The sequence below is a fragment of the Streptomyces sp. NPDC034670 genome (assembly GCF_055574875.1).
The window spans coordinates 15,049-35,453 of sequence record NZ_JBVITR010000050.1; the positions used below are offsets into that span (position 1 = coordinate 15,049).

Consider the following 20,405-nt stretch of genomic DNA (forward strand, 5'->3'; position numbering starts at 1 on the left):
CGGGACCTGGCGAAGGCCTTCCTCGACAGGGAGGCCCGGGCGCGGCGGGGGGGGGGGGGGGGGGGGGGGGGGGGCGGCCCCCCCCCCCCCCCCCCCCCCCCCCGCCGCCGCCTCCCCTCACCGGGCCGGCCTTCGGCGGGCGCCGGGCGGCCGGTCACCCGCCGAAGGCCGCCTCGCGGGTGAGGAAGGCGAGCCGCGCCTTCTTCCGCGGGAGGTACACGTCGGGCAGGTCGACCTCCGGCAGCACGACCTCGGGACCGGCGGTGAAGCCCTGCCGCAGGAAGCGGGCGATCGCCTTCTCGTTGGCCACGTCGGGATCGATCACCACGCGCCTGCGGTCCAGGCCCCGCAGGACGTACGTGGTGACGGCGGTCAGCAGCCCGGCGGTCCAGCCGTGCCGCGCCCCGCCGGGCCCGGCGGGGGCGAGCAGCAGGTGGACGCCGATGTCGCCGGGTTCGACGGGGTAGCACTCCCCGACCCGGTCGGCCTCCGGCTCGTAGGTCTGGAGCAGCGCGACCGGCGCGCCGTCCTTGAGGACGAGGTGGGCGTGGTGGGTGTCGAGCGTCCCCATGTGGGCGTAGATCCCGGCGACCTGTTCCTCGGTCAGGCCGTTCATGCCCCAGAAGACGGCGCGCTCCTCGCTCACCCAGCGGTGCAGCAGGGGCGCGTCGGCCGACGCGTCCAGCGGCAGGACGCGCACCGCGCCGAAGCCGTCGACCACCTGCTCGTGGACGGCCTTGCGGGAGGCGTAGGGGTCGGACATCGGTCTCCTCGTCGATCGTGCGTCGGTCGGGCGGTCGTCGTCGGGCGGTCGCCGGTCGCGCGTCGGTCCTGTCGGTCGGTCGGTCGTCGGTCGGGCGGGCGGGTGGTCGGTCGTCGTCGGGCGGGCGGACGGGTGGCCGGTCGCGCGTCGGTCGCCGGTCGCGCGGTCGCCGTCAGCCGTGCGCCGGCCGTGCGCGGGTCTCCCGCCGGGGGCCGTCGGGCTCCCGCCGCAGCCGGTCCCAGTCGGTGACGACCGGGACCAGCTCCCCCGCGCGCCACAGGGGCTGCTGGTCGCGGTGGTGGGGCGAGCCGGGGACGCCCGAGGCGCCGAACGGCACCACCCAGCCGCTGTCCTCGCGCCGGGCCAGGTCCCAGACGTACCGGGCGGCCGGGCCGCGCGCGGCGAGGTCGGTCAGGCCGGGCACGGGCGAGGTGCACAGCACGCAGTCGTGGTCGCCGGACAGACCGGGCTCCTCGTACGGCGCCGTCGGGGGCAGGGCCCGCCAGGGCGCCAGGCGGTGGGTGTCGCCCCAGGTGCCGGCGGGCGGCCGGGCGGCCACCTCCTCCAGGGCCGCGCGGACGGCCGCCGGGCGGTCGACGCCGAACAGCTCGTCGGCGTCCAGGAGGTGTTCGAGGGCGTACCCGATCCGCGGGACCGGCGCGAGCCAGGGCCGGAAGACCTCCGGGTAGGCGGGCGGATCGGCCAGCGCGGCGAACGCCGGGTGCGCCGCGAGGTGCCGCACGACCGCGCCGCGCACCGCTGCGAAGGCGGCCGCGTCGGCGCTGTCCGCGTCCATGCGGCGGTCCCAGCGCAGGAGGCGGTCACGCAGGGCGGCGGCCGGCCCGCTCAGGTCCGTGCCGTCGAGCGCGGCGAGGCGGTCCAGCAGGGCGGCGGCGGAGGCGAGGTGGGTGTCCGTGTGGATCGCGGGCATGTCGGCGGCCGACCAGCGCTCCCGGCCGGCCAGCAGCGCGGCGATGCGGTCGGCGCGGTGCGGCGGGGCGAACTCGACGCCGAGCGGGGAGGCGGGGCCGCGCTGGTTCGCCATCACGGCGACGCCGCCGGTCAGCCCGGCGCGCGGCGGGGCGTGCCAGCCCCGCCACTCGTGACCGGGCTCCCAGGCCGGCACCAGGCGGGTCCGGTTGGCCTCGGAGCGCACCGGGACCCGGCCGGCCACCCGGTGCAGCGTGCCGCCCCCGGTGTCGGCGGCCAGGAGCACGTTGACCGGCTCGGCCCACCGGTCCGCGGCCCGGTCCACGTCGGCGACCCGGCGGGCCCGCAGCAGCGGCAGCAGGGCGCCGAAGCCGAGGTCGCCGGTGACCCGGGGCGGGTAGCGCAGGGCGACGGCGAGCGGGGGCGCGCCGGGCTCCGGCACGCCGTCGTCGAGGCCCTCGGGGCCGCCGGCGACGACCGGGCCGCGGTCGGTCTCGATCACCTCGACCTCGACCGGCTCCCCGCCCGCCACCTCGACGGTCTCGGTGTGCCGGGCGACCCGGTGCCACGCCCCGTCCGGACCGAGCGCCTCCACCCCCTCCCCCGGGTTCCCGGCTCCGTTCGGGCGGGGGGCGCCCCCACCGGTGCGCCGCAGCCGCTCGCGGTAGAGGTCCTGGTAGTCGGCCATGGCGTTGGTGATGGCCCAGGCGACCGTGCCGGTGTGGCCGAAGTGGGCGATGCCGGGCACGCCGGGCACGGCGAGGCCGACCACGTCGAACTCCGGGCAGGCCAGCCGGATCTGCTGGTAGACGCCCGGGTCCTCGATGAAGCGGTGCGGGTCCCCGGCGATGACCGCCCGCCCGGTGACCGAGCGCTCCCCGGCGACCAGCCAGCCGTTGCTGCCCGAGGTGCCGGGACCGTCGGTGGCGAACAGGCCGACCGCGTCCGCGCCGAGGCGGGCGGCGACGTGCTCGCGCCACAGCTTGGCGGGGAAGCCGGCGAAGAGGATGTGGGTGGCGAGCCAGATCCCGAGGGGGGTCCAGGGCTCCCAGCGGCCGGGGGCGAGGCCGGCGCGGGCGAACTCGGGGGCGGTGGCGGCGCCCAGCCCCTCGTTCACGCCCTCCGTGTAGGCCCGGACCCAGTCGGCCGTCTCCGGGTCCGTCCGCTCCAGCGCGCTCCAGCAGCGGCGGGCCGTGTCGGCCAGGCGGGCGCGGCGGGCGAAGCGGTCCCAGGGCAGGGCCCCGGGGCCGAGGAAGGACGCCGAGGTGCCCTGCGCGCGGTGCCGCTCGACCTCCAGCTGCCAGGACCGGTCCAGGGCGGTGACCCGGCCCTGGAGGTGCGCGAGCTCCTTCACGCCGTCCGCACGCAGGTGGGGGATGCCCCACGGGTCCCGGAAGATCTCGCCGGCCACTGCGCCCCCATTCTCTTTAGGTTAGGCTCCCCTAACCAACAAGCGTGGCGGCATCGTACGCGAAGGACGGGGACGCGATGGGGCAGGGGCGGGGCTGGGAGGGCGCGGTTCTCAGACTGCTGCGCGCCAAGGACTTCGGGCTCACCGTGACGGGGGCCGAGGACGTCACCGCCGCGTACCGGCGGGTGCACTTCACCGACGGCGGGATGCTGGCGGCGACCGGGGTCCACCCGACGATGTGGGTGCGGCTGTGGTTCGACAACGCGGGCAGGCCGCACCAGCGGGCGTACACCGTGGTCGACCCGGATCCGCGGGCCGGCACCCTCAGCCTGGAGTTCGCCCTGCACGAGGGGTGCGCCAGCGACTGGGCGAGGGCGGCGGAACCCGGGGACACCATCGAGGCGACCGTGCAGGGCACGGCGTTCGAGGAGCCCGACCCCGCCCCCTCGCACGTCTTCGCGGTCGGCGACCCGGCCTCGCTGCCGGCGATCAACTCGCTGCTCGACGCCCTGGGTTCCGCCCCGGCGACCGTCTGGTTCGAGGGCGCGCTCGACGGGCTGCCCTGCCGGGCCGACCCGGAACGGCACGAGGTGCGCGAGGTGCCCCGGCGGGGGGCCGGGGCGACGCTGGCCGAGCGGGTCCGGGCCGACCTGCCCGGGCTGCTGCGGGCCACCCCGCACCCGTACGTCTGGATCGCCTGCGACACCGCGACCACCCGGACGCTGGCGGCGTTCGTCCGCAAGGAGCTGGGCGTGCCCAGGCAGCGGGTGCACGCGCTGGGGTACTGGCGCGCGGGCTGAGCGGCGGCCGCCGGCGCGCGGGCCGAGCGCCGGCACGGCCCCGCGCCCGCCCGCCCCGGCCCCGTGTCCGGCCCCTCCCGGTTCCGGGTGGCCCCTCCCGGTTCCGGGTGCTTCTTCGGTGTCGTACTCCGCCACCATGGCTGCGCCCGGAACGTCTCGACCGGTAGGCTTTCCGTGTGATCTTCAAGCGCATCGGAAACGGCCGGCCGTACCCCGACCACGGCCGGGAGAACACCCGGCAGTGGGCGGACGTCGCGCCGCGCCCGGTCCGCCTCGATCAGCTCGTGACGACCAAGCAGCAGCTCGACCTCGAGACCCTCCTCGCCGAGGACTCGACCTTCTACGGCGACCTCTTCGCGCACGTCGTGAAGTGGCAGGGCGACCTGTACCTGGAGGACGGGCTGCACCGCGCGGTACGGGCGGCGCTCCAGCAGCGGCAGGTGCTGCACGCCCGCGTCCTCGAGCTGGACTGACACCGCTCCGGCGCCCCGCCGGACTCCTCGCCGCGGTCGGTTTGACCCTTTCGGGTCGGCCTGCACACAGTCGGATGATCACCTGGTAGGCATTGCCGTCCGGGCGGCACTACGCTGCGCCCATGAGCATGCTCACTCCTCCCGGCATGGGCGGCCAGTACCGGATCACGGGTGACAAGTACCCGCGGATGCGCCGACCCCGGCGGCGCGGGAGGCTCGTCGTCCTGACCGCCGTCTCCGTCGCCGCGCTCGGCGGGGCGGGCTGGGGCACGCTGCAGCTCATCGACGTGTTCACCGGCGGCGGCGAGCCCGCCTCCACGGCCCGGACCAAGGCCGCCTGCGCCGCCAGGGCGACCCCCGCGGCCGCTCCGAAGCCCCTCCCCGAGCCCGGCACGATCACGGTCAACGTCTTCAACGCCACCACCCGCGGCGGTCTCGCCCAGAAGACCGCCGACGAGCTGGAGAAGCGCGGCTTCAGGATCGGCGAGGTGGCCAACGCCACCGAGGAGTACGACAAGAAGGTCAAGGGCACCGGACTGCTGCTCGGGCCCGCCTCCGCCCTCGACACCTCGCTGCCGGTGCTCGGCACCCAGCTCGCCGGCGCCGAACGGCGCACCGACCCCGCCCGCGAGGGGGACGAGGTCGACCTCGTCATCGGCGACGGCTTCCGGGACCTGACGCAGAAGGCGGACGCCGACCGGGCCCTGGCCGCACTGGCCGAGCCCGAGCCGGAGCCCGCCGCGGAGGAGAACTGCTGAACGGCGCCGGAGGCCCCTCCCGCCGGACCGGCCCGCCCGGCCGCCCGGAGGGCCCTCCCGCCGGACCGGCCTACTCGGCCGCGCCGTACATCCGGTCCCCGGCGTCGCCGAGGCCCGGCACGATGTAGCCCTGCTCGTTCAGGTGCTCGTCGACCGACGCCGTCACGACCGTCACCGGGGTGCCGGCCAGCTCGCGCTCCATGACCTCGACGCCCTCCGGCGCGGCCAGCAGCACCACGGCGGTCACGTCGTCCGCGCCGCGCTCGATCAGCTCCCGGATCGCCGCGACCAGCGTGCCGCCGGTGGCGAGCATCGGGTCCAGGACGTACACCTGGCGACCGGAGAGGTCCTCCGGCATCCGGGTGGCGTACGTGGAGGCCTGCAGCGTCTCCTCGTTGCGGATCATGCCGAGGAAGCCCACCTCGGCGGTCGGCAGCAGCCGGACCATGCCGTCCAGCATGCCGAGGCCCGCCCGCAGGATCGGCACCACCAGCGGGCGCGGGTGGGACAGCTTCACCCCCGTGGTCCGCGCCACCGGCGTGTGGATGTCGACCTGCTCGGTGCGCACGTCGCGCGTGGCCTCGTAGGCGAGCAGGGTGACCAGTTCGTCGGCCAGACGGCGGAAGGTCGCGGAGTCGGTGCGCCGGTCGCGCAACGTGGTGAGCTTGTGGGCGACCAGGGGGTGGTCGACGACATGGAGACGCATGGCCACAACAGTAACCGGGCCCGGAAGGCCCGGTGTCCCCGCGTGCGGCACGCCGCGAAGCCCCCCGGCCGCTCGCTCGCTGGCGTCAAACCGCCCGTCCGGGGGAAGGTGGGAGGGACGGACCGAGGTGGTGAACCGATGCCCGAGCAGGAGTACCGAGACGAGCCGTCGCCCCGCACGGCGTCCGGACCGGCCGAGACGGAGGCCGAGCGGCGGCAGCGGCGCGCCCGGTTCCTGCGCGAACTCGCCGAGGCCCGCGCCCTGCGCGACCGGGTCCAGCCGCGCCGCGCCAAGGCGGCCCGGCTGCGCCACGCGATGCGCATGCGGACCTTCCGCTGGTAGGGGCCCCCGGTGTGAGTGCCGTACCGGCGGCGCGGACCGCGCGCACGGCGCGCGCGGGAAGATCGCGGCACACCCGCGTGTTTCCCGAGGCGGCCGCGCGGGGACGGTGGACCGAGCCGCGTACGATCCGCACGTGGCGGCGATGACGGCGCCGACGGGTCCCTCGCGGACCCGCTCGGCGAACCGAGATCGAAACTGCCGGACACAGGGAGCCGAAGACGTCCCCTGATGGCCTTGTTTCTGCCACGATTCCGAGTGGGCGGGGCTCTTCGGAGCACTCCCGTCCGCAGCCTCCGCCGGGGGACCCCCAACCGGCACGCCTATGACCAGTGGGAGAGTCACGGTGTACTTCGCCGCACTGCTCGCGCGCACCGAAGACGGGTGGGAAGCGAGCGACACGGAACTCGACGATGTGGAAACCCTGTCGGATCTGGCCGACCTGGCCCGGGAAGCCTCTCCCGACGAGGACACGGTGCTCGTACTGATCGAGCAGGAGAACGGCTGGTTCGGCGTCGTCCGCGTGGACGGCGAGGAGGATCCCCGGATCTACGTCTCCGACGCCGCCGCGGCGGCCCGCAGCAGCTACGGCGAGATCCTGCTCACCGACGAGCTGCTGGGCCGCGAGCCCGGGGACGACGCCGCCGACCTGGACGCCCTGGACCTCGACGGCACCGAGGACGGCGAGTCCGGCGACCCGGACGCCGTCGGCTCCGCCGACGCCGTGCCGCACGGACCGGTCGGCGACCCGCGGGTCCTGGAGGACCTGGGCGTGAGCGAGAAGGAGTTGCGTGCGATGACCGAGGACGCCCTCGGGGAGATCGCGGAGGCCCTGGGCGCCTCCGAGGTCCTGGAGACCGTCCGCTGACCGTGCAGACCACACCCGGACCGCCGGACCCGGTACGCGACCCCTGGCGGCCCGCGATGCGACTCGCCCTCGACGAGGCCGAACGGGCCGTCCGGGGCGGGGACGTCCCCGTCGGGGCCGTCGTCCTGGCCCCGGACGGCACCACCGTGCTGGCCCGCGGCCACAACGAACGCGAGGCCGGCGGCGACCCCACGGCGCACGCCGAGGTGCTCGCCGTCCGGCGGGCCGCCGCGCGGCTCGGTCGGTGGCGCCTGTCGGGCTGCACCCTGGTGGTGACGCTGGAGCCGTGCACGATGTGCGCGGGCGCGATCCAGCAGGCGCGGGTGGAACGGGTCGTCTACGGCGCGCGCGACGAGAAGGCGGGCGCGGCCGGCTCCCTCTGGGACGTCCTGCGCGACCGGCGGCTCAACCACCGGCCCGAGGTGATCGGGGGCGTGCTCGCCGAGGAGTGCGCCCGGCCGCTCACGGAGTTCTTCCGGGAGCGGTGAAAACCGATTTCGGACCACGCCCCACCTTGCTGTAAGGTCTCCCTCGGTAGCGTGTCCGAGCGGCCGAAGGAGCTCGCCTCGAAAGCGAGTGTGGCGCAAGTCACCGAGGGTTCAAATCCCTCCGCTACCGCCGGTGAAGGGCCCCGTCGTCAGACGGGGCCCTTCGTGCGATCATGGGGCCCGCTCATGCGGGTGCGACACCGGCGCACGTCAGTGACAGGGGAGGGCCGCGATGGCGGTGAACGCGAAGAAGATCGCCATCTACGTCCTCGTGGTCTTCGCGCTGTACGTGATCATCACGGATCCGGAGCAGGCGGCCGACTACGTCCAGATAGGGTTCGAGGGCATCTCGGAGGCCGCGAAGGCCGTCGGCGACTTCATGACCTGGCTCGCCGACGGAGGGAAGTGATGATCCGCCACCTGGTGCTCTTCCGGCTGGACGAGGGCGTCGGGCGGGACGACCCGGGGGTCGTGGAGGGCGTGGGGGCCTTCCGGCCGCTCGGGGACAGGATCCCGGAGACCCGCTTCCGGGAGTGCGCCTGGACCATCAGCGACCGCCCCGCCGCCTGCGACTTCGCCGTCGACTCGGCGTTCGAGGACGCCCGGGCCCTGCGCCGGTACGTGGAGCACCCGGAGCACCGGGCGGGCGTCGAGCTGTGGCGCGCGTTCGCCACGTGGGTGACCGACGACTACGCATTCTGACGCTCGGCCTTCCGCGGTGCTTCGGCGCCCTCCGCCGTGACGGCGGAGGGCCTTCCCGCGTTCTGTGTCCGTGCGCTCCCCTCAACACGGGATATGCGGTGCTTGCACACATTGAGCCTCTCTTGTGATGCTATGACCGCTTTTGATGGACGAGTCGACGGACGAGTTGACGAGCGAGTTGACCGATGAAGAGGTGGCGTTGACCGTGTCGGCCAGTACTGCGCCGCCCCAGAACCAGGCGTCCGCCCAGGCTTCGACTCCGGCTTCGCCCCCGGCTCGGTCACCGGACCCGGACCCGGCGCCCGACCCGGGCGCCGCCCGGCCCCCCGACCCGGCCAAGCGCCGCGGCGCCGACACCCGGGCCCTGACCCAGGTGCTCTTCGGCCAGCTCAAGGAGCTGGAGCCGGGCACGCCGGAGCACACCCGCGTGCGCGCGGCGCTCATCGAGGCCAACCTCCCCCTGGTGCGCTACGCCGCCGCCCGCTTCCGCTCCCGCAACGAGCCGATGGAGGACGTGGTCCAGGTCGGCACCATCGGGCTCATCAACGCCATCGACCGCTTCGACCCGGACCGGGGCGTGCAGTTCCCGACGTTCGCGATGCCCACGGTGGTCGGCGAGATCAAGCGGTACTTCCGCGACAACGTCCGCACCGTCCACGTACCGCGCCGGCTGCACGAGCTGTGGGTGCAGGTCAACGGCGCGACCGAGGACCTGACGACCGCCTTCGGGCGCTCCCCGACGACCGCGGAGATCGCCGAGCGGCTGCGCATCACCGAGGAGGAGGTGCTGTCCTGCATCGAGGCCGGCCGCTCGTACCACGCCACCTCGCTGGAGGCCGCGCAGGAGGGCGACGGCATGCCGGGGCTGCTGGACCGGCTCGGCTACGAGGACCCCGCCCTGGACGGCGTCGAGCACCGCGACCTCGTCCGGCACCTGCTCGTCCAGCTGCCCGAGCGGGAGCAGCGCATCCTGCTGCTGCGGTACTACAGCAACCTCACGCAGTCGCAGATCAGTGCGGAGCTCGGCGTCTCGCAGATGCACGTGTCGCGTCTCCTGGCCCGCAGCTTCCAGCGATTGCGATCCGCAAACAGGATCGAGGCGTAACCGCTGCGAGCGAATCGCTCACCAGTGCCTTTCTGTGCGTTTCTGGGCCGAAAGACCGTCAGACCGCCTGTTTCCAGGGCTGATTCGCATCTCGGATGTCGACATGTCACTACGGCGCGTTGCCGACATGTGACATTCTGCGGGAAGCGCGTTTGCCGGAGCCTCGGCACCGGTATTCAGGTGAGGGCTGGCGTTCCTCGGACGGGAGCGCCGGCCGCGACCGTCCCGCGACCCAAAGGGGGTGGCATGTCCGCAGAACAGGGCAGCTCGAAGGTGCTCACGCTCGCGGAGAGCGACACGGCTCCCCATGCTCTCGACGCACTCGGCCCCATCGACGAGGGCCCGGCCCTCCCGGCCTCGTCCGCTCCGGACCTCCCGGACACGGCGGCCCTCGACACCCGCACCCTGTCCCGCTCCCTGTTCCTGCGACTCGCCGTGCTCGACGAGGACAGCCCGGAGCGCGCCTACGTCCGGGACACCCTGATCGAGCTCAACCTCCCGCTGGTGCGGTACGCGGCGGCCCGCTTCCGCTCGCGCAACGAGCCGATGGAGGACATCGTCCAGGTCGGCACGATCGGGCTGATCAAGGCGATCGACCGCTTCGACTGCGAACGGGGCGTGGAGTTCCCGACGTTCGCGATGCCGACGGTGGTCGGCGAGATCAAGCGGTTCTTCCGCGACACGTCGTGGTCGGTGCGGGTGCCGCGCCGGCTGCAGGAGCTGCGCCTGGCGCTGACGAAGACCAGCGACGAGCTCTCCCAGAAGCTGGACCGCTCCCCGACGGTCACCGAACTCGCCACCGCGCTCGGCGTGTCGGAGGAGGACGTGGTCGACGGCCTCGCGGTCGGCAACGCCTACACCGCCTCCTCGCTGGACTCCCCGGCGCCCGAGGACGACGGCGGCGAGGGCTCGCTCGCGGACCGGCTCGGCTACGAGGACACGGCGCTGGAGGGCGTGGAGTACCGGGAGTCGCTCAAGCCCCTGCTGGCCAAGCTGCCGCCCCGGGAGCGGCGGATCATCATGCTGCGCTTCTTCGCCAACATGACCCAGTCGCAGATCGGCGAGGAGGTCGGCATCTCGCAGATGCACGTCTCGCGGCTGCTGACCCGCACCCTGGCCCAGCTGCGGGAGGGCCTCATCTCGGACTGAGGCGTCGGAAGACCGGACACGGCACCGGGCCGCCGGGGCGCTCCCTCGCACGGGCGCAACGGCGGCCGCGGTGTGTCCGTCCGGCCGTCCCGGCGCGGGTTACTTCAGCGCGAGCCAGGCCACCGCCACGACGATCGCCACGGCGGCGACGACACCGACGATCAGCCCGATCCGCGGCCCACCGCCCGAGGCGGCGGCCTGCCGGCCCTGCGGGGCCTCGTCGACGAACGCGCGGAACATCTGGGTGCTGCCGGCGGGGTCGTGGTTGCCCTGCGGGCCCTGGGTGTTAGCCATGCCCCGAGACCCTAGCGAATGCCCGGCACAGGGCCCAAGTGGGGTCGGGGGACGGGCGATCGGCCGGACGGACCCGGTACGCCCCGGACGCGCGGACGGGGCGGGACCCACGAGGGCCGACGGGATCCGCCCGGGCGGCCTCCCGGCCCCGGCGGGGCCCGCCCCGTCGGTGGCCCTGGGGCCGTCGCGGTGGCCTCGCACCGCTCACCTGCGGGTTTACTCGTGTGATTACTTGCCTTTGCCAAGTTTTTGAGCCGCGCGACCTCCTTTTCATTGCTTGCGGCAACCATCGACTTCTATGGTTGCTCTAAGCAACAAATGGGAGGTGTCATGGCCGAGCGGGCGCGGTACGAGGAGCTGGTCCGGCAGTTCAGTGCCTTCGGCGCGGTGAAGCGGGAGATGGGCCGGATCCTGCCGGCCGACTGCTCCGGCGGCTCCGCCACCGTGCTCACGCTGCTCGGCCGCCACGGCGACATGCGCATGAGCAGGCTCGCCGAGCTGCTCTCCGTGGACCTGTCGGTCACCAGCCGCCACGTCGCCCACGTGGCCGAGCGCGGCTGGATCGAACGCTCCCCCGACCCCGCCGACAAGCGCTCGCGCATCCTGCGCCTCACCCCCGCCGGCCAGTCCCAGCTCGACGAGCTGCTCCGGCGGACCACGCAGCTGCTCGCCGAGCGCCTCGGCGACTGGTCGGACGAGGAGGTCGGCCTGCTCACCGAGCTCATGGCCCGGCTCAGGGACAGCTTCGGCGACTGCCGGACCGTGCCCCACCCCGCGCTCCCGCCGCCCCGGCCGGCGCCTCCCGCACCCGAACGAACCACCCGTACACCCGCGAGCACCTAAGAGAAGGAAGTCCATGGCAACGACCACACCAGCCGGTGTGCGGGCTCATGCCAAGCACGGGGGAGGCTCCTCCGAAGGCCGTGCTCCGATGACGCACCGGCAGGTCATGGAGGCACTGTCGGGCCTGCTGCTCGGCATGTTCGCCGCGATCCTGTCCTCCACCATCGTCACCAACGCCCTGCCCGAGATCGTCTCCGACCTCGGCGGCGGCCAGAGCGCCTACACCTGGGTGGTCACCGCCTCGCTGCTGGCGATGACGGCGTCCACCCCCCTGTGGGGCAAGCTCGCCGACCTCGTCAGCAAGAAGGCCCTGGTCCAGATAGCCCTGGTGGTCTTCGTCATCGGGTCCGTGGTGGCCGGTACGGCGCACAACCCCGGCATGCTGATCACGGCCCGGGTCATCCAGGGCCTGGGCGCCGGCGGTCTGTCCGCCCTGGCGCAGATCATCATGGCCGCGATGATCTCCCCGCGCGAGCGCGGGCGCTACTCCGGCTACCTGGGCGCGACGTTCGCCGTCGCGACCGTCGGCGGGCCGCTGCTCGGCGGCGTCATCACCGACACCAGCTGGCTCGGCTGGCGCTGGTGCCTCTACGTCGGCGTGCCGTTCGCGGTGATCGCCCTGCTCGTGCTGCAGAAGACGCTGGACCTGCCGGTGGTCAAGCGCAAGGTCAAGGTCGACTGGGCCGGCGCCTTCTTCGTCACCGCGGCCGTCTGCCTGCTGCTCGTCTGGGTCACCTTCGCCGACGACAAGTACGCCTGGCTGTCCTGGCAGACGTACGCGATGGTCGGCGGGTCGGTCGTCCTCGCGCTGGTCTTCGTCCTGGTCGAGTCGAGGGCCGCCGAGCCGATCATCCCGCTGCGCCTGTTCCGCAACCGCACCATCACCCTGGCGTCGCTCGCCTCGCTGTTCGTCGGCATCGCGATGTTCGCGGGCACCGTCTACTTCAGCCAGTACTTCCAGCTGGCCCGGGGCAAGTCCCCGACCATGTCGGGCGTCATGACGATCCCGATGATCGGCGGCCTGTTCGTGTCGTCCACGGTCTCCGGCCTGATCATCACCAGGACCGGCAAGTGGAAGAACTGGCTGCTGGCCGGCGGTGTGCTGCTGACGGCGGGCCTGGGCCTGATGGGCACCATGCGCTACGACACCCCGTACTGGCGCATCGCGCTCTTCATGGCGCTGATGGGCCTCGGCGTCGGCATGATGATGCAGAACCTGGTGCTCTGCACGCAGAACCAGGTGGCCCCGGAGGACCTGGGCGCGGCCTCCTCGGTCGTGACCTTCTTCCGGTCCCTCGGCGGCGCGGTGGGCGTCTCGGTGCTCGGCTCCGTGATGTCCTCCCGGATCAGCCACTACGCCACGGACACCATCGGCACCCTCGGCCCCGAGGACCGGGCGGCGGCCGGCCGGGCCGCCGGCGGCGGCGCGATCCCCGACATGGACCTGCTGCCCCCGGCCATCCGCACCTGGCTGGAGAGCGCCTACGGGCACGGCATCGCCGACATCTTCCTGTACGTCACGCCGATCGCCTTCCTCGGCTTCCTGGTGACCCTGTTCATCAAGGAGGTCCCGCTGCGCACCGCGGGCGGCCTGGCCCAGGCGGCCGAGGCGCCCGCCGCCGAGAGCGGGAGCGCCGCCCCGGCCGCCGCCGCGGACACCGGGGCGGCGGACCGGGACACGGCCGCCGTCGCCACCGCCGCGCCCCCGCGGGAGTCCGCCGGGGACGGCATCCCGGTGCGCGGTGTCGTGCGGGGCGCCGAGAGCGCGCCCGTGCCGCAGGCCGCCGTCACCCTGATCTCGCTGACCGGGCGCCAGCTCGGCCGGTCGGTGGCGCAGGCCGACGGTTCCTACGCGCTGGACGCGCCCGGCACCGGGTCGTACGTCCTGATCGCCTCCGCCGACGGCCACCAGCCGCAGGCGTCCACGATCGTGGTGAACGGCGACCCCGTCTCCCACGACGTCCTGCTCGGCGGCACCGGCGGGCTGGCCGGCCTGGTCCGGTCCGCCGGCAGCGGGCTGCCGGTGCCGGACGCGATGGTCATCGTCACCGATGTGCGCGGGGACCTGCTGGCCACCGGGAACACCGACGGGCAGGGCGGGTTCTCCTTCACCGGGCTGGTGCCGGGCGCGGTGACCGTCGCGGTGAACGCCCTCGGCCACCGGCCGCGCGCGCTGCCCGCCGAGGTGGGCGGCGCCGGGGTGAGCCGGCTCGAGGTCGAGCTGGAGACCGGCGCCCAGGTGCGGGGCGTGGTCCGCGCCCCGCACGGGCCGCTGGCCGACGCCCGGGTGACCCTGGTCGACGCGGCGGGCAACGTGGTCGGCACGGCGACGACCGGCGCGGACGGGGCGTACGCCTTCGCCGACCTGGCCGGCGGCGAGTACACCGTCATCGCCACGGGCTACCCGCCGGTGGCCACCACGCTGACGGTCGCCGGCGGCGGAGTCGACGGCCACGACATCGAACTCGCCCACCCGGGCGAGTAGCCGGACCCCGGCCCGCGGCGGGCGAGCGCGTTCCGCGACGCGGAACGCGCCCCGCCGCGGGCCGGCCCCACGCAGACCCCTCCTCAATCCTTCGCAGGGAGAACACGGCATGCCACTGACCGCGAGGATCCGCACCCGGGACGGGTGGGCCGTGGCCCACGCGGTCGTCACGGTGACCGACGCGACCGGCGCGCAGGTGCTGCGCGCCGAGGCGGACTCCGAGGGCACCGTCCGGGACGCCACCGCGCTGGCGCCGGGGGCGTACACCGTCGTCGTCACCGCGGTCGGCTACGCGCCCGCCGCCGCCAGCGCGATCGTCACGGCGAGCCGGCGGGCCGAGATCGGCACCGTGGTCCTGGCCCGGCAGGGGGGCACCGAGCTGCCGCCGCCCGGCCCGTGGACCGTGGACCCCGCGCACTCGAGCGTGGCCGCCGTCGCCCAGCACCTGGGCATCTCCAGCGTGCGCGGCCGGTTCACCGACTTCTCGGCCGCGCTGGAGATCGCGCCGGACGACGTCGCCGCGTCCCGGGTGGAGGCGGTGATCCGGGCGGCCTCCATCGACACCGGCAACGGCGCGCGCGACACCCACCTGCGGTCGGCGGACTTCCTGGACGCCGACCGGCACCCCGAGATCACCTACCGGTCCACCGGCCTGACCGGGGCCGGCTCCGACCGCTGGACGGTCCACGGCGAGCTGACGATGCGCGGGATCGTCCGGCCGGTCGACCTGGACCTGGCGTACCTCGGCACCGGGCCGGACCCGTGGGGAGGGACGCGGGCGGCGTTCCGCGCCACGGCCGAACTGCGGCGCGAGGACTTCGCGATGAACTACAACCAGGTCCTCCGGGCGGGCATCGCGGCCATCGGCACGACGCTCCGGGTGGAACTGGACGTCCAGGCGGTGCGGGGGACGTCAGTTCCGGCCGGCTGAGGGGCCGTTCGCGGTGCGCTCCACCACCTGGGCGCACAGGTCACGGAGTTTGACGTTCCGGTCCTGTGAGACACGGCGCAGGCGTTCCAGGGCCCGGCCCGCGTCGATCCGCTCGCGGGCCATGAGGATGCCGATCGCCTGGTCGATGACGCTGCGCGAGAGCAGCGCGGTGCGGACGTCGGCGACGGACTGCCGGCGGTGCTCGACGCGCAGGGCGAAGACGACGGCGTCCGTCACCCGGACCGCGAAGAGGCGGGCCGCGGCCCGTCCGGCGGCGAGCGCGCCGGGCCGCTCGCCGTAGAGGTTGAGCGCGGCGCCCGCCCCGCCCGTCACGGCCAGCGGGACCGCCAGCACCGTGCGCACCCCGGTGGCCAGCGCGTACCGCGTGTACGCGGGCCAGCGCGTCTCGGCGGCCAGGTCGGGGGCGTACTGCTCGGTACCGGTCCCGGCGGCCGCCACGCAGGGACCCGAGCCGTTCTCGTACTGCCGCTGGTCGAGACCGCTCGGCAGGCCCGAACTCCCGGCGAGGGTGAGCAGCCGGTCGGCCCGGCGCACCGTGATGCTGCACGCGGCGGCGCCCGGCACCTCCTGCACCGCGCGATCGGTCAGATCGCGCAGCAACGTGTCGAGACCGCTGCTGCGCACCATCGCCTGGTCGAGTCTGTCGGACGTCTCGGAAGCCATGCCCGTACGGATATCCCGCCCGCGGGCGCCCACGCCCGCGGGCGGGTCACCGGGCGTCGGGGGCGTTGTGCGCGTCGACGATGCGGCGGGCGAGGTCGCGGAGCTTGACGTTCTCCCGCTGCGAGGCCTTCACCAGGCTGTCGAAGGCCCCGGCCGCGTCGATGTCCAGGCGCTCCATGAGGATGCCGGTGGCCTGGCCGATCAGGTCCCGGGTGCGCATGGCCTCGGTGAGCTGCTCGCGCACGGTGGCGGACTCCAGGGCGATGCCGACGTGCGCGGTGAACAGCCGGCCGATCCTGAGCGCGGTCTCGTCGAAGGCGCGCGGCTTGCTGGCGTAGGCGGTGAGCACGGTCAGCCGGCGGCGGTCGGCGCGCAGCCGCAGCGACAGCACGGACCGCAGGCCCAGTCCGGACAGCGCGTCCTCGCCCTCGCTGTCCGCGACCTCGGCCACCGGGGCGGTCCACAGGCGCTGCCAGTACGGCGGCCGGTCCCCCGTGGGATGGCCCTCCTCGGCGGCGCGCACGGTCTCGTCGGTCCAGGCGAGCGCGTGGCGCCGGTTGTTGCGCTCGATGAGGGAGATGGCGGCGTGCTCGGCGCCGGGCACGAGGTCCACCGCGAGGCGGACCGCGGTGTCCAGGGTGGAGTCCGGGGTGGAGGTCTCGTGCAGTCGCCGCGCCGCGGCCGTCAGTGCTTCCGCCAGGTCGACACCGGGAGGAAAACAGGGCAAATCAGGAAACTCGGACGCAGTCACCACGAACCTCTTCGGCATGCACGGCCGTACGGCCGTGCGCAGGAGAGCTCCGCAGCACATTCCTGACTGCGAGCACAGGACGTACAGAACTCTAACCGTTCGCTTGCCGTGGGGTGACGTCCGGATGCCGCGGGAGGCGACGCCCCGGTCCGCGGGGCCCGGGGACCCGGCGGGCGCTCCCCCGGGGGCCGCTTCCGCCGGCCCCCTCCGGCGTGGTGCAATGGCCGGACGGGTCAGGAAGCGGCCTCGACGGAACACCGGACGAACGTCTGCCAGGTGGCTGCCATGACCTTCCTCCCGCTCCCCCCTCCCGCATCGCGTGACCCGTTCGGGCGCGTGCTGTTCCCGTTCCCCGCGGAGATCGACTCCTCCACCGCCCCCGGCCTGCTGCCGCTGATCGTGTCGCGGGCCCACGACCGCCCCGGCGGCCCGCCGGAGGTCCTGGTCCTCGACCTGACCCCGACCCGCTTCATGGACTCCCAGGGCGTCCGCCTCATCAACGAGGTGCGCGGGCTGCTGCGCCCCCGCACCCGCGTCCACGTGGTGGCCCGGCCGGACGGCCTGGTGAGCCGCGTCCTGGAGGTGACCGGCCTGCGCCGCGACGTCCCCGTGTACGACAACCTCCCGGAGGCGATGGCGGCCTGACCCTCCGGGAGGCGACGGCGGCCTAGGCTGACGCCATGGCGAACATCGCGACGAACACCCGTGTCTCCCTGGACGAGCTGCTGGACTTCGTGCGGCCCCGGCACCGCGCGATCCTGCTGACCCGGCGGTCCGACGGCAGCCCCCAGGGCTCGCCGCTGACCTGCGGGGTCGACGACTCGGGCCGGATCGTGGTGTCGACCTACCCGGAGCGCGCCAAGACCCGCAACGCGAAGAAGGACCCCCGGGTGAGCGTGATCGTGCTGAGCGACGACTGGAACGGCCCCTGGGTGCAGGTCGACGGCACCGCCGAGGTCGTGGACGCGCCCGACTCGGTGGAGCCGCTGGTGGAGTACTACCGCAACATCGCCGGGGAGCACCCCGACTGGGACGAGTACCGGGCGGCCATGCACCGGCAGGGCAAGTCGATCATCCGGATCACTCCCGAGCGGTGGGGCCCGGTGGCGACCGGCGGGTTCCCGGCGCGGCTGGTCGAGGGGGAGTAGGCCGCCCCTCCCCGGTCCCCTCAGTCCCGGCCGCGGGCCACCATCGCCTCGATGCCGGCGACCAGCAGGTCCAGGGCGAACGCGAAGTCCCGGTCCATCATCTCCTCGACCGTGTCGCCGCCGCCGGCCTCCATGATCCTCGTCGAGTCCCGGATGACCCCGGTGGCGTCCGGCGCCCGCGTCGCCGCGTCCACGGCCTGCCGGTGGTACGCGTCGGGGGTCATGCCCGACTCCGCGGCCCGGGCGAGGAAGTGGCCCTCGATCGTGCCGTAGCCGTACACGAACCGGAAGACGGCCGCGATGGCCCCGGCCGTCCCGTGCTCGGGCAGGCCCGTCCGGTGGACGACCCGCTGGACCGCCCGGGAGAACGCCAGCGCGTGGGGCCCGATGTTGAGGAACCTCCCGATCAGCGGTGACAGCCACGGGTGGCGCGTCAGCAGGGCGCGGTACTCCCGCGCGAGCGCGCGCAGTTGGTCGCGCCAGTCCTGGCCGGTGTCCGGACCGGGCAGCGCGAGTTCGCCGTGCGCCGCGTCCAGGGCGAGTTCGAGGAGGTCGTCCTTGGTGTCGACGTACCAGTAGACGGACATCGCCGTCACGTTCAGCTCGGCCGCGAGCCGCCGCATGGAGAACCCGGCCAGGCCCTCGGCGTCCAGCAGCCGGACGGTGACCTCCGTGATCCGCTCCCGGCCCAGCCCCGACGGCTGCTCGCCGCCGCGTCCGCCCCGGCGGGTCCTGCCCTCCAGCCAGACGCTGGGCCGCGCCGCCCTCTCGGACCGCCGGGATGCCCTCACCATGGCGCACCTTCCTCGACTCGCCGACGCCGATCATGCTAGGGCGTACCGCGCGAGCCCCGCCTTCATGCGGACGGTCCCGGATCCGCGTCCTCCTCCCGGGGGGGTCCGCCCGTCCCGCCCGGTGCCGCGGCGCCGCCGCGACCGGTCCGCCGAGCAGCACGGCCGCCAGTGGTCCGGCCTCACTCCGCGGGCTTGATCATGTAGCCGGCGCCGCGCCGGGTGTGGATCATCGGGTTCCGCCCGGCGTCGATCTTCTTGCGCAGGTACGAGATGTACAGCTCGACGACGTTCGCCTGCCCGCCGAAGTCGTACGACCAGACCCGGTCGAGGATCTGCGCCTTGCTGAGCACGCGCCGCGGATTGCGCATGAGGAAGCGCAGCAGCTCGAACTCGGTGGCGGTGAGGCGGATGTGCTCCCCGGCCCGGGTGACCTCGTGACTGTCCTCGTCGAGGACGAGGTCGCCGACGACCAGCAGGGACCCGGCCCTCCGGCCGGCCGGCCCGGAGCGCCGGATCAGCCCGCGCAGCCGGGCGACGACCTCCTCCATGCCGAACGGCTTGGTGACGCAGTCGTCGCCGCCGGCGGTCAGCCCCGCGACACGGTCCCCGACGGCGTCCTTGGCGGTCAGGAACAGCACGGCCGCCTCGGGCAGTTCGCGGCGCAGCCGCCCGAGGGCGGACGGCCCGGTCATGTCCGGCAGTCCCATGTCCAGGACGACGGCGTCGGGCCGGAACTCCCGCGCGGCCCGGAGGGCGCCCTGGCCGTCCCCCGCGCTGCGGACCTGCCAGCCCTCGTACCGCAGGGCCGCGGACAGCAGTTCGGTGATCGACTGCTCGTCGTCCACCACGAGCACGCGGACGGCACTCCCGTCCGGCCTCAGCGGTTCGGTGCGCCCCCGGGGCGAGATCGTGGTCATGCCGGACAGGATGTCCGCGGCCTCTGAGAGCGCCCTTTCGGCATTCTGTGTTTTCGCTGAGAAACGCGCGGCAAGCGCTCGGCCGCGGCCCGGCCCGGTGCTCCGCCCGGCTCAGCCGGGCAGGCCGAAGAGCCGTGCCGCGTTGTCGTGGCACACCGCCCTCAGCCACCCGTCGCCGAGCCCCAGCCGCTCCAGCGCGCGGAGCTGGTGGGCGTACGGGTACGGGATGTTGGGGAAGTCGGAGCCGAGCAGGACGCGGTCGCCGAGACCGGCCAGCCGGGGCAGGGCCCGCCGGGGGAACGGCGCCATGCGCTCGCCGAAGCCGGTGAACGCCATCGTGGTGTCCAGCCGCACCTCCCCGTACCGCTCGGCGAGGTCCAGGAAGTCCTCGTACTCGGGCATCCCGAGGTGCGCCACGACCAGCCGGAGCCGGGGGTGCCGCGCCAGCACCCGCGCGACCGGCTCGGGGCCGGTGTGCTCGCCGGGCGCGGGCCCGGACCCGCAGTGGACCACCACCGGGACCCCCGCCTCGGCGAGCAGCCCCCAGGCCTCGTCCAGCAGCACGTCGGCCGGGTCGTACGCGCCCACCTGCACGTGCGCCTTGAACACCCGCGCGCCCGCCTCGACGGCCTCCCGGACGTAGTCCGCGACCCCCGGTTCGGGGAAGAGCGTCGCGGTGTGCAGGCAGTCCGGCGTGCGGCCGGCGAAACCGGCCGCCCAGCCGTTGAGCCACCGGGCCATGCCCGGCTTGTGCGGGTAGAGCATCGCCGTGAAGGCGCGCACTCCGAACCCCCGCAGCAGCGCGGTCCGCTCGTCCTCCTCGTGGCGGTAGGCGATCGGCCACTCGATCCCGCCGGTCAGCTCCCCGAGCGCGTCGAAGTACGCCCACACCTTGCGCAGCACCCGTTCCGGCATGAAGTGCGTGTGCACGTCGACCAGCCCGGGCAGCCCGAGTCCTTCCCAGAAACGCCGCACGTCACCGGCTTCGGTCCGCGGAGCGGGGTGAGCGTCCATGCCGCCACGATCGTCCCTGAGCAAGCGCTCGGTCCACCCCCGCGAGCGGGAC

General features: G+C 74.3%; 24 protein-coding genes and 1 tRNA gene. 16 read left to right on the forward strand and 9 right to left on the reverse strand.

Annotated features, from left to right (window positions below; all coding sequences use genetic code 11):
• Positions 1-154: 154 nt before the first annotated feature.
• A complete protein-coding gene (locus ACZ56B_RS26605) occupies positions 155-763 on the reverse strand; it encodes a GNAT family N-acetyltransferase (protein ID WP_468795674.1) in 609 nt (202 codons plus the stop codon).
• A gap of 172 nt (positions 764-935) precedes the next feature.
• Entirely contained in the window at positions 936-3,104 is a 2,169-nt protein-coding gene (locus ACZ56B_RS26610; protein ID WP_468795677.1) for a penicillin acylase family protein, read from the reverse strand.
• Between the two features lie 77 nt (positions 3,105-3,181).
• Here ACZ56B_RS26610 and ACZ56B_RS26615 point away from each other — a divergent pair, with 77 nt between their 5' ends.
• The 3 genes from ACZ56B_RS26615 (at position 3,182) to ACZ56B_RS26625 (ending at position 5,135) form a co-directional block, all read left to right on the forward strand.
• Positions 3,182-3,904, forward strand: a complete 723-nt coding sequence (locus ACZ56B_RS26615) for a siderophore-interacting protein (protein WP_468795788.1) — start codon at positions 3,182-3,184, stop codon at positions 3,902-3,904.
• A 176-nt stretch (positions 3,905-4,080) separates the two neighbouring features.
• Positions 4,081-4,377, forward strand: coding sequence for a type II toxin-antitoxin system VapB family antitoxin (locus ACZ56B_RS26620; RefSeq protein ID WP_361027006.1), 297 nt, complete (start codon positions 4,081-4,083; stop codon positions 4,375-4,377).
• 146 nt (positions 4,378-4,523) lie between these two features.
• A complete protein-coding gene (locus ACZ56B_RS26625) occupies positions 4,524-5,135 on the forward strand; it encodes a LytR C-terminal domain-containing protein (protein ID WP_468795791.1) in 612 nt (203 codons plus the stop codon).
• A gap of 70 nt (positions 5,136-5,205) precedes the next feature.
• On the opposite strand, the gene upp is transcribed toward ACZ56B_RS26625, so the two are convergent.
• Entirely contained in the window at positions 5,206-5,841 is a 636-nt protein-coding gene (gene upp, locus ACZ56B_RS26630; RefSeq protein ID WP_468795681.1) for a uracil phosphoribosyltransferase, read from the reverse strand.
• 138 nt (positions 5,842-5,979) lie between these two features.
• Between upp and ACZ56B_RS26635 the strand changes: the two genes are divergently transcribed.
• The 8 genes from ACZ56B_RS26635 (at position 5,980) to ACZ56B_RS26670 (ending at position 10,492) form a co-directional block, all read left to right on the forward strand.
• Positions 5,980-6,183: a hypothetical protein gene (locus ACZ56B_RS26635; RefSeq protein ID WP_468795684.1), complete on the forward strand. Its 204-nt coding sequence runs from the start codon at positions 5,980-5,982 to the stop codon at positions 6,181-6,183.
• A gap of 343 nt (positions 6,184-6,526) precedes the next feature.
• Positions 6,527-7,048 carry a tRNA adenosine deaminase-associated protein gene (locus ACZ56B_RS26640; protein ID WP_468795794.1) on the forward strand — a complete coding sequence of 174 codons (522 nt, stop codon included), beginning with the start codon at positions 6,527-6,529 and terminating at the stop codon, positions 7,046-7,048.
• A gap of 56 nt (positions 7,049-7,104) precedes the next feature.
• Positions 7,105-7,536 (forward strand): tRNA adenosine(34) deaminase TadA, encoded by a 432-nt coding sequence (gene tadA / locus ACZ56B_RS26645; RefSeq protein WP_468795797.1) that lies wholly within the window; start codon positions 7,105-7,107, stop codon positions 7,534-7,536.
• A 45-nt stretch (positions 7,537-7,581) separates the two neighbouring features.
• Positions 7,582-7,666, forward strand: a tRNA-Ser gene (locus tag ACZ56B_RS26650).
• A 102-nt stretch (positions 7,667-7,768) separates the two neighbouring features.
• Positions 7,769-7,945: a hypothetical protein gene (locus tag ACZ56B_RS26655; RefSeq protein WP_468795687.1), complete on the forward strand. Its 177-nt coding sequence runs from the start codon at positions 7,769-7,771 to the stop codon at positions 7,943-7,945.
• The gene (locus ACZ56B_RS26660; RefSeq protein ID WP_468795690.1) at positions 7,945-8,238 is read left to right on the forward strand and encodes a Dabb family protein; all 294 of its coding nucleotides are present in this window, start codon (positions 7,945-7,947) and stop codon (positions 8,236-8,238) included. Before ACZ56B_RS26655 ends, ACZ56B_RS26660 begins: the two co-directional genes overlap by 1 nt.
• 145 nt (positions 8,239-8,383) lie before the next feature.
• A complete protein-coding gene (locus ACZ56B_RS26665; protein ID WP_468795693.1) occupies positions 8,384-9,343 on the forward strand; it encodes an RNA polymerase sigma factor SigF in 960 nt (319 codons plus the stop codon).
• A gap of 246 nt (positions 9,344-9,589) precedes the next feature.
• Positions 9,590-10,492: an RNA polymerase sigma factor SigF gene (locus tag ACZ56B_RS26670; RefSeq protein WP_468795696.1), complete on the forward strand. Its 903-nt coding sequence runs from the start codon at positions 9,590-9,592 to the stop codon at positions 10,490-10,492.
• A gap of 99 nt (positions 10,493-10,591) precedes the next feature.
• Here ACZ56B_RS26670 and ACZ56B_RS26675 read toward each other — a convergent pair whose 3' ends face one another.
• Positions 10,592-10,786 carry a hypothetical protein gene (locus ACZ56B_RS26675; RefSeq protein WP_468795699.1) on the reverse strand — a complete coding sequence of 65 codons (195 nt, stop codon included), beginning with the start codon at positions 10,784-10,786 and terminating at the stop codon, positions 10,592-10,594.
• A 330-nt stretch (positions 10,787-11,116) separates the two neighbouring features.
• Between ACZ56B_RS26675 and ACZ56B_RS26680 the strand changes: the two genes are divergently transcribed.
• The 3 genes from ACZ56B_RS26680 (at position 11,117) to ACZ56B_RS26690 (ending at position 15,045) form a co-directional block, all read left to right on the forward strand.
• Entirely contained in the window at positions 11,117-11,629 is a 513-nt protein-coding gene (locus tag ACZ56B_RS26680) for a MarR family winged helix-turn-helix transcriptional regulator (RefSeq protein WP_468795702.1), read from the forward strand.
• Between the two features lie 88 nt (positions 11,630-11,717).
• Positions 11,718-14,114, forward strand: coding sequence for an MFS transporter (locus ACZ56B_RS26685; protein WP_468795705.1), 2,397 nt, complete (start codon positions 11,718-11,720; stop codon positions 14,112-14,114).
• Positions 14,115-14,223: 109 nt separating this feature from the next.
• A complete protein-coding gene (locus ACZ56B_RS26690; protein ID WP_468795708.1) occupies positions 14,224-15,045 on the forward strand; it encodes a YceI family protein in 822 nt (273 codons plus the stop codon).
• Here ACZ56B_RS26690 and ACZ56B_RS26695 read toward each other — a convergent pair.
• Complete coding sequence (locus ACZ56B_RS26695; protein WP_468795711.1) at positions 15,028-15,729, reverse strand: GAF and ANTAR domain-containing protein; 702 nt, start codon at positions 15,727-15,729, stop codon at positions 15,028-15,030. The genes ACZ56B_RS26690 and ACZ56B_RS26695 overlap by 18 nt on opposite strands.
• A 46-nt stretch (positions 15,730-15,775) precedes the next feature.
• Positions 15,776-16,498, reverse strand: coding sequence for an ANTAR domain-containing protein (locus tag ACZ56B_RS26700; protein WP_468795714.1), 723 nt, complete (start codon positions 16,496-16,498; stop codon positions 15,776-15,778).
• A gap of 267 nt (positions 16,499-16,765) precedes the next feature.
• Here ACZ56B_RS26700 and ACZ56B_RS26705 point away from each other — a divergent pair, with 267 nt between their 5' ends.
• On the forward strand, positions 16,766-17,125 hold the full coding sequence (locus ACZ56B_RS26705) for an STAS domain-containing protein (protein WP_468795717.1): 360 nt from the start codon (positions 16,766-16,768) through the stop codon (positions 17,123-17,125).
• A gap of 35 nt (positions 17,126-17,160) precedes the next feature.
• On the forward strand, positions 17,161-17,628 hold the full coding sequence (locus ACZ56B_RS26710; RefSeq protein WP_468795720.1) for a PPOX class F420-dependent oxidoreductase: 468 nt from the start codon (positions 17,161-17,163) through the stop codon (positions 17,626-17,628).
• Positions 17,629-17,648: 20 nt separating this feature from the next.
• Here the strand turns inward: ACZ56B_RS26710 and ACZ56B_RS26715 are convergent, their stop codons facing one another.
• From ACZ56B_RS26715 to ACZ56B_RS26725, 3 genes are all read right to left on the reverse strand, one after another.
• Positions 17,649-18,422: a TetR/AcrR family transcriptional regulator gene (locus ACZ56B_RS26715; RefSeq protein ID WP_468795723.1), complete on the reverse strand. Its 774-nt coding sequence runs from the start codon at positions 18,420-18,422 to the stop codon at positions 17,649-17,651.
• 179 nt (positions 18,423-18,601) lie between these two features.
• Entirely contained in the window at positions 18,602-19,339 is a 738-nt protein-coding gene (locus tag ACZ56B_RS26720; RefSeq protein WP_468795726.1) for a response regulator transcription factor, read from the reverse strand.
• Between the two features lie 111 nt (positions 19,340-19,450).
• The gene (locus ACZ56B_RS26725) at positions 19,451-20,353 is read right to left on the reverse strand and encodes an amidohydrolase family protein (protein ID WP_468795729.1); all 903 of its coding nucleotides are present in this window, start codon (positions 20,351-20,353) and stop codon (positions 19,451-19,453) included.
• Between the last annotated feature and the right edge of the window lie 52 nt (positions 20,354-20,405).

Coding starts and splice junctions, on each gene's coding strand:
- ACZ56B_RS26605 (WP_468795674.1), bottom strand. CDS start 763: ATGTCCGACCCCTACGCCTCCCGCAAGGCCGTCCACGAGCAGGTGGTC.
- ACZ56B_RS26615 (WP_468795788.1), top strand. CDS start 3,182: ATGGGGCAGGGGCGGGGCTGGGAGGGCGCGGTTCTCAGACTGCTGCGC.
- ACZ56B_RS26625 (WP_468795791.1), top strand. CDS start 4,524: ATGGGCGGCCAGTACCGGATCACGGGTGACAAGTACCCGCGGATGCGC.
- upp (WP_468795681.1), bottom strand. CDS start 5,841: ATGCGTCTCCATGTCGTCGACCACCCCCTGGTCGCCCACAAGCTCACC.
- ACZ56B_RS26635 (WP_468795684.1), top strand. CDS start 5,980: ATGCCCGAGCAGGAGTACCGAGACGAGCCGTCGCCCCGCACGGCGTCC.
- tadA (WP_468795797.1), top strand. CDS start 7,105: ATGCGACTCGCCCTCGACGAGGCCGAACGGGCCGTCCGGGGCGGGGAC.
- ACZ56B_RS26655 (WP_468795687.1), top strand. CDS start 7,769: ATGGCGGTGAACGCGAAGAAGATCGCCATCTACGTCCTCGTGGTCTTC.
- ACZ56B_RS26660 (WP_468795690.1), top strand. CDS start 7,945: ATGATCCGCCACCTGGTGCTCTTCCGGCTGGACGAGGGCGTCGGGCGG.
- ACZ56B_RS26665 (WP_468795693.1), top strand. CDS start 8,384: ATGGACGAGTCGACGGACGAGTTGACGAGCGAGTTGACCGATGAAGAG.
- ACZ56B_RS26670 (WP_468795696.1), top strand. CDS start 9,590: ATGTCCGCAGAACAGGGCAGCTCGAAGGTGCTCACGCTCGCGGAGAGC.
- ACZ56B_RS26675 (WP_468795699.1), bottom strand. CDS start 10,786: ATGGCTAACACCCAGGGCCCGCAGGGCAACCACGACCCCGCCGGCAGC.
- ACZ56B_RS26680 (WP_468795702.1), top strand. CDS start 11,117: ATGGCCGAGCGGGCGCGGTACGAGGAGCTGGTCCGGCAGTTCAGTGCC.
- ACZ56B_RS26685 (WP_468795705.1), top strand. CDS start 11,718: ATGACGCACCGGCAGGTCATGGAGGCACTGTCGGGCCTGCTGCTCGGC.
- ACZ56B_RS26690 (WP_468795708.1), top strand. CDS start 14,224: ATGCCACTGACCGCGAGGATCCGCACCCGGGACGGGTGGGCCGTGGCC.
- ACZ56B_RS26695 (WP_468795711.1), bottom strand. CDS start 15,729: ATGGCTTCCGAGACGTCCGACAGACTCGACCAGGCGATGGTGCGCAGC.
- ACZ56B_RS26700 (WP_468795714.1), bottom strand. CDS start 16,498: ATGCCGAAGAGGTTCGTGGTGACTGCGTCCGAGTTTCCTGATTTGCCC.
- ACZ56B_RS26705 (WP_468795717.1), top strand. CDS start 16,766: ATGACCTTCCTCCCGCTCCCCCCTCCCGCATCGCGTGACCCGTTCGGG.
- ACZ56B_RS26710 (WP_468795720.1), top strand. CDS start 17,161: ATGGCGAACATCGCGACGAACACCCGTGTCTCCCTGGACGAGCTGCTG.
- ACZ56B_RS26715 (WP_468795723.1), bottom strand. CDS start 18,422: ATGGTGAGGGCATCCCGGCGGTCCGAGAGGGCGGCGCGGCCCAGCGTC.
- ACZ56B_RS26720 (WP_468795726.1), bottom strand. CDS start 19,339: ATGACCACGATCTCGCCCCGGGGGCGCACCGAACCGCTGAGGCCGGAC.
- ACZ56B_RS26725 (WP_468795729.1), bottom strand. CDS start 20,353: ATGGACGCTCACCCCGCTCCGCGGACCGAAGCCGGTGACGTGCGGCGT.